The following is a 6,118-nucleotide window of genomic DNA, read 5'->3' on the forward strand; positions in this document are numbered from 1 at the left end:
GGCGGATGCTGTCGGGCTTCTCAGCCGCGACGTGGTGGGGCCAGGGGGATCTCGGCGATGCTGAAATCCCGCTTGATCGCCTGGGCATTGAGGTAGCTGACCGGGTCGTCGGCATCGAAAGGCTGGCCATCGAACATGGCGATGCCCTGGCGCTGGTAGCTGATCGCCTCAAGGCCGAGTTCGCGGGCGGCGGTGCTGAACACCCCCACCTGGCAGACCCTCTCCAGGATCTCCACCCAGTTGCGTGGCAGGGGAATGTCACCCCAGCGGGCCATCTGGGTCATCATCCAGAGGTGCTCGGTGCGGCTGGGCCGGTTCAGTCCCTCCCCGAAGAACAGGTGGTGCGGCACAGCCGCTTCGCTCTCCGGTCCGCCCCTGTCCACATCGGCGCTGGCCTCACTGAACCGGATCAGCTCTGGCTTGATGCCCAGATAGCGGCGATCACTGAGCAACTCGCTGAGCTCTGCCCAGTGGGCCGGATCGGCGCAGTACTGGCAGGCCTCCAGCAGGGCCTTGGTGAGGGCGATGTGGGTGTTGGGGTAGGTGATCGCCCAGTCTTCGCGCACGCCCAGCACCTTGCCGGGATGGCCAGGCCAGATCGCCAAGTCACCGGCCACAGCAATCCCGTGGCCATCACGGGTGGCACGATCCAGCCAGGGAGCACCCACGCAGTAGCCGTCGATGCTGCCGTCCTTGAGGTCGGCGAGCATCTGGGCCGGCGGCAGCGCTTGCAGGTGCACGTCCTTGTCTGGGTCGATGCCGTTGGCTGCCAGCCAGTAGCGCAGCAGCAGGTTGTGCATCGAGGCCTGGTGCACGATCCCCATCGTGTGGGGTTCGCGCTCATGGCTTTTGAGATAGGCGCGGTAATCGTCCACCGTGCGTACCCCCTGCTCTGCCAGGCGACGGCCCAGAGTGATGCCGTTGCCATTGCGGCTGAGTGTGAGAGAGGTCACGATTGGCAAAGGCGTACCGCCATGGCCGCCGGCCGTCATCCAGGTGGGCATGCCCGCCGGCATCAGCGAGGCGTCGAGGGTGCCGTCAACCAGCCCATCAACGATGCCGCGCCAGGTGGGTTCGCGGATCAGTTGCACCTCATCGAGGCCGTGCTTGGCGAACAGGCCGTGGGCTTCGGCCACCGCCAGGGGCGCGCTGGCGGCCAGTGGCAGGAAGCCCAGATCAAGGTTCACCTTCTCAAGGCCGTGGCGGGCCACCGTCTGGTGGGGCCGGGCCCGCCACTGCTTCACCCGCTTCTGACGGTTGAGGAAGTAGATGATCTCGGAACGCAGGCTGTAGTAGCTGGGGTGATGGACCACCTCCAGCCGGGCCCGGGGCCTGGGGATGTCCACCTCGAGGATGCCGCCGATTCCCGAGCCGGGGCCGTTGGTGAGCATCACGATGCGGTCGGAGAGCAGCACCGCCTCATCCACGTCGTGGGTGACCATCACCGCCGTGAGTTCGTGCTCGTTGCAGATCTGCATCAGCTTCTCCTGCAGATTGCCCCGCGTCAGCGCATCGAGCGCGCCGAAGGGTTCATCCAGCAGAAGCAGCTTGGGGCGGATCGCCAGGGCCCGGGCGATCGCTACCCTCTGGCGCATGCCACCGGAGAGTTGCAGGGGCAGCCGGTCGGCGGCGGGGCCGAGCCCCACCATCTCGATGTGCTCCTGGACGATGGCATTCCGCTCGGCCCTGGGCAGATCACCCATCACCTCATCGATGGCCAGGCCGATGTTCTCGCGCACCGTGAGCCACGGCAGCAGCGAATAGTTCTGGAACACCACCATCTTTTCGGGGCCGGGGCGCTTCACCGCCTCCCCCTCCAGCAGCACCACGCCTTCGGTTGGCAGATCCAGGCCGGCGATCATGTTCAGCAGGGTGGACTTGCCGCAACCGGAGTGACCGATCAGGGAGATGAATTCCCCTTTCTGGATCTCCAGGTCGATGCCCTTGAGGGCCAGGTAGGTGCCGCCGCCGCGGAGATCGAAACTCTTGTCGATCGCACGGACGTCAACCAGGGATGTCGTCATCGTTGGGGGTTGGCTCTGAGGGGCCTGGGGAAAGGAACAGGAGGTAAGGGAACGAGCTCGACGGGCTCACTGGCCCGGGGAGATGCGGGTCTGCAGCCAGGCCATCAGCCGATCGAGCACCAGGCCGATGGCGCCGATCCAGATCACGCCGAGCACGATCTCGCCCACGTAGTTCTGCTGATAGGCATCCCAGATGAAGAAGCCGATGCCCAGGGTGCCGGGCATCACGATCTCTGCCGCGATGATCGCCAGCCAGGCCAGACCGATCGAGATGCGCAGGCCCGTGAAGATGTAAGGGAGAGCGGAGGGGATCAGCACCTTGGTAAAGAAGCGCCGGTTCGACATCTGCAGCACCAAGGCCACGTTTCGGTAGTCCTGGGGGATCTGGCGCACCCCTTCAGCGGTGTTGATCAGGATCGGCCAGATCGCCGTGATGAAGATCACGAAGATGGCGGCCGGCTGGTTGTTCTGGAACAGCACCAAGGCGATCGGAACCCAGGCCAGGGGCGCCACCATGCGCAGGAACTGGAACAGGGGATCGAAGGCGCGGTTGATCGTGGGCTTGAGGCCGATCGTGATCCCCACGGCGATGCCGACGAGTGCTGCGAGGGTGTAACCCTGGGCCACCCGCGACAGGCTGGCCATGGTTTGCCAGAACAGGCCCTTGTCGAGGCCACCGCGGTCATAGAAAGGGTAGAGAATCAGGGTGCGCGTGCGCTCTTCGGTGAACAGGCTCGAAGGGGCAGGCAGGGCGATCAGCTGCAGCGAGGAAAGAATCTGCCAGACCAACAGGAACCCGCCGATGCCCAGGAGCGGCGGCAACCAGTTGCCGGAGCTTCGGGCGACCCATTTCAGGGGACTGCTGGATGCCCCGGGGCGGCGTGATGAGGTGGGAACCATGAAAGGGAGACTCCGAAAATGAATTCTGGTAACGGGATACGGCCCGGAGCGGTTGAGACCGGGGTGTGGACATTAGGTGAGCAGCAGGCTGACTGGCTATGCGCCTCGCAAAAAAATCCGGGGGTTGAGAGCCCCCGGTGAAGGATCACTTCAAACTCACTTCTTGATCTTCAGGCTGTCGAGGTAGGCCTGAGGGTTCTCCGGGTCGTAGATCACGCCATCAAAGAAGGTCTCCTTGCCGCGGCTGGAGGAGCTGGGGATGTCCGCAGCGGGGAGCCCCAGTTCCTTGGCCGCCGTGATCCAGAGATCTTCGCGAACCACTTTGTCGTTGATCGCCTTGGCCTGATCCACCGTATCCACCACGCCGGGATAGAACTTCCAGCGGATCGATTCGAGCAGGAACCAGAGGCTGAGGCTCTTGTAGGGATAGGAGATCACACCACGATCGCTGGCCCAGTAGAGCGGCCCCATCGCCGGATCCGTTTCCGGCTTCATGTCGGCGCCGATCTTGTACTGGCCCTTGAGCGCCTCTTCAAGCACCGGGGCGGGAATGTTGTACCACTTGCGGGAGCTGAGGATCGTGGCCACCTCGGCGCGGTTCTCGGCCTTGTCCATCCACATCTGGGCTTCGATCAGCCCCTTGATCAGGGCCACGGTGGCCTTGGGGTGCTTGTCCACCCAGTCGGCCCGCACCGCCAGATACTCCTCGGGGTGGGACTTCCAGATCTGGGCGGTGATCGCCGGCAGATAGCCCACCTCGTCCTTGACGATCCGAGAAGGCCAGGGATCGCCGGTGGAGAAGGCCTGCATCGTGCCGTTCTTCATTCCCTGGAGGGTTTCGGTGGCGGGAACCGTCAGCAGTTCCACCTGTGAGTCGGGGTCCACACCGGCGGCGGCCAGCCAGTAGCGGATCCAGATCTCCTGGTTCGCCTTAGGGAAGGTGTAGGAGGCCTTGAACTTGCTGCCGGTTTTCTTGGCGAAGGCATCAAAGAAGCCCGGCGAGCTGGCCTTGAGATCCACGCTGAGGTTGCCGTCCTTCACGCTGTTGGCTGCGGCAATGCCGTTGCCCTGACTCATCAGCATCGCCAGCACGTACATCGGCACCTTCTTGCCATCGGTGATCGCGCCCTCGCTGATCATCTGGGGCATGGGCATCTGCCACTGGCCGCCATCGATGCCGCCGCCGGCGCTGCCGAGCACCACGTTGTCGCGGGCGGAGGGCCAGCTGGCCTGCTTGGTGAGGTTCACCTCAAGGCCATGCTTGGCGAAGTAACCCTTCTCAACGGCCACCACCAGGGGCGCAGCCTCAAGGATGGGGATGAAGCCCAGGTTGATGGTTTTGGTCTCAAGCCCCTTGTCGGCGGTGGCCGGCGCCGGTGCGCTGGCGCCCCCGCCTCCGGAATCAGGAGGGTTGCCCATGCAGCCGGCCAGCAGAGAGGTGCCCAGCATGGCGCTGCCCATGAGGGCGAGAAAACGGCGGCGTCTCGTCATCGGAGTCTGGAGAGGGAGTAATGGTGTTGATGGATGGACTTCAGGTCCAGGAATGCAAGGCTTGATCGAGTCCAGGTTCACCAAAGAAGCTGGTGATGGATTACCTAATTGACGGCCCTAGGGATGGAGCATGGAACACCGTTGCGGCGGTCGAGAGAAGTTAGTGGCTGGGAGAGGCGGTTGGGTCATTCGGTAACGCAGTAATGCAAATGAAATCGATCAGAGCAGCCTATGGATCCAAGTTCGACCACCGGACCAGTGGGTATCCCAGCAGGTCTGTGGCTGGGTCTTCACTCGACTTTCCCCTTTCCAGGAGACCAGCCGCTTCCAGGCTGCATCAACGCAGTGGCGCGATTCCAGTGGCCATTACTCCTGGCCCCAACGCATGCCCCCGGTGTCTAGCACCAACACCTGGCTCTACCGCACGGCCCGGAGCACGACCCAACACCTCGCTCCAACGCCTCGCAACAACGCCTCGCACCAATGGATGACCCAGCGCATGGTTCCAGAGCACGGCCAAATGCGTTGCTCCAACCCACGACCCATCGCACGACTCCACTGCATTGCCCGACGCAATATCACTCCGCACCTCCCTTTCGCGTTGCCCCATCGCGGCGTCCTGGCATCAACGCGCCATCCCCCGCTCTTTCCCCACGACTTGCCCCCAACTCCCAGGCCCTTCGCTCACTGCTGCTTTGGGGGCAAAGGGGCAGCCACGTCTGTCGCTGCCGCTCTTAATACAGCGTCCGATGGGGATGCGGCAGCAGCAGGTCAACCTCTCCTTGCGTCCCGATCATTCCTGCGGTCTTGTAGTGGCTCAGGGCTTTGGTGATGCTCACACGCGTCGTGCCGCAGATCTCGGCCAGCACGCGATGCGTCAGGTTCATCTCCTGAAGCGACAGCAGGGTTCCCCGGCTGTTGACGATGCCGAAGCGCTCGCCGATCCAGCGCAGCAGATGCAGAAGCCGGGTGTCGACCGGACGCAACCGACCGATCCTCAGCAGGGTGGTCATCTGGGCGATCTGGCTGTGGAGCGAGGCTGTCAACTCCTCCTGCGAAGGTGTCACCTCCATGAGCAGGGTCCTTGTCAGGCAGGCCCTCTCGGTTGGTTGCCACTCGGGCCTCGGGGGTGGCAAAAGGTCACCAGGGCCCGCCAATCCGATGGTGACCACCTCTCCATCCGGCGACCAGGTGTTGGTGCGAACGTACCCATCATTCACTCTCCAGCAGTGCACCGAGGGCACCAGGCTCCTGGATTCCAGAGTGAGCTTGAGCGTCCGCATGGGTGGCTGGATCGTCATGGTGGCTGGCCGCCAGTGGCTAGGAGAGAGTGAAACCATTCGTACAAACCAGCTGCATCAGCCCGCAACGCGAGTCCGCTGCATCAGCCCTCTGAATCAGCCCGCTGCATCAGTCCTGTGCACCAGCCCGATGTGCAAACTCACCGCATCGTCCCGATGTGCAAGCTTCTTGCTTGAGTCCGCCTTGTCAGTCTGATGCGCAAATCCGACCGGCATGTGTGATGCGCAAGCGGCACACGTTGAGCTCGGTTGTGGCAGCCCACCTGTGGCCGTGCGGTATCCACACGCTTCCTCTCGTTGAGGACGTTGCCATCTGCTTCTCTGGCTGGCTGGCTGCCGGAGAAGCTGTGACGTCAGGCCCTGCTCCAAGGCCCTGAGACGATCGTCTCAGGGCCTTGGAGC

The 6,118-nt window shown here is 63.6% G+C and carries 4 protein-coding genes; all 4 read right to left on the reverse strand.

All coding sequences use genetic code 11. From position 1 onward, the window contains the following. Positions 1–20: 20 nt before the first annotated feature. The 4 genes from KQ303_RS04450 to KQ303_RS04465 all read right to left on the reverse strand — a co-directional run bounded on the left by KQ303_RS04450 (position 21) and on the right by KQ303_RS04465 (position 5,428). Positions 21–2,024: a nitrate ABC transporter ATP-binding protein gene (locus KQ303_RS04450; protein ID WP_259729309.1), complete on the reverse strand. Its 2,004-nt coding sequence runs from the start codon at positions 2,022–2,024 to the stop codon at positions 21–23. A 66-nt stretch (positions 2,025–2,090) separates the two neighbouring features. Further along, entirely contained in the window at positions 2,091–2,924 is an 834-nt protein-coding gene (gene ntrB, locus KQ303_RS04455; RefSeq protein WP_259729310.1) for a nitrate ABC transporter permease, read from the reverse strand. 156 nt (positions 2,925–3,080) lie between these two features. After that, positions 3,081–4,415 (reverse strand): CmpA/NrtA family ABC transporter substrate-binding protein, encoded by a 1,335-nt coding sequence (locus KQ303_RS04460; RefSeq protein WP_259729311.1) that lies wholly within the window; start codon positions 4,413–4,415, stop codon positions 3,081–3,083. 734 nt (positions 4,416–5,149) lie between these two features. Next, positions 5,150–5,428, reverse strand: a complete 279-nt coding sequence (locus KQ303_RS04465; RefSeq protein WP_259729312.1) for a helix-turn-helix domain-containing protein — start codon at positions 5,426–5,428, stop codon at positions 5,150–5,152. Positions 5,429–6,118: the final 690 nt, after the last annotated feature.

The organism is Synechococcus sp. CS-1333 (assembly GCF_025128015.1).
GTDB lineage: Bacteria > Cyanobacteriota > Cyanobacteriia > PCC-6307 > Cyanobiaceae > MW101C3.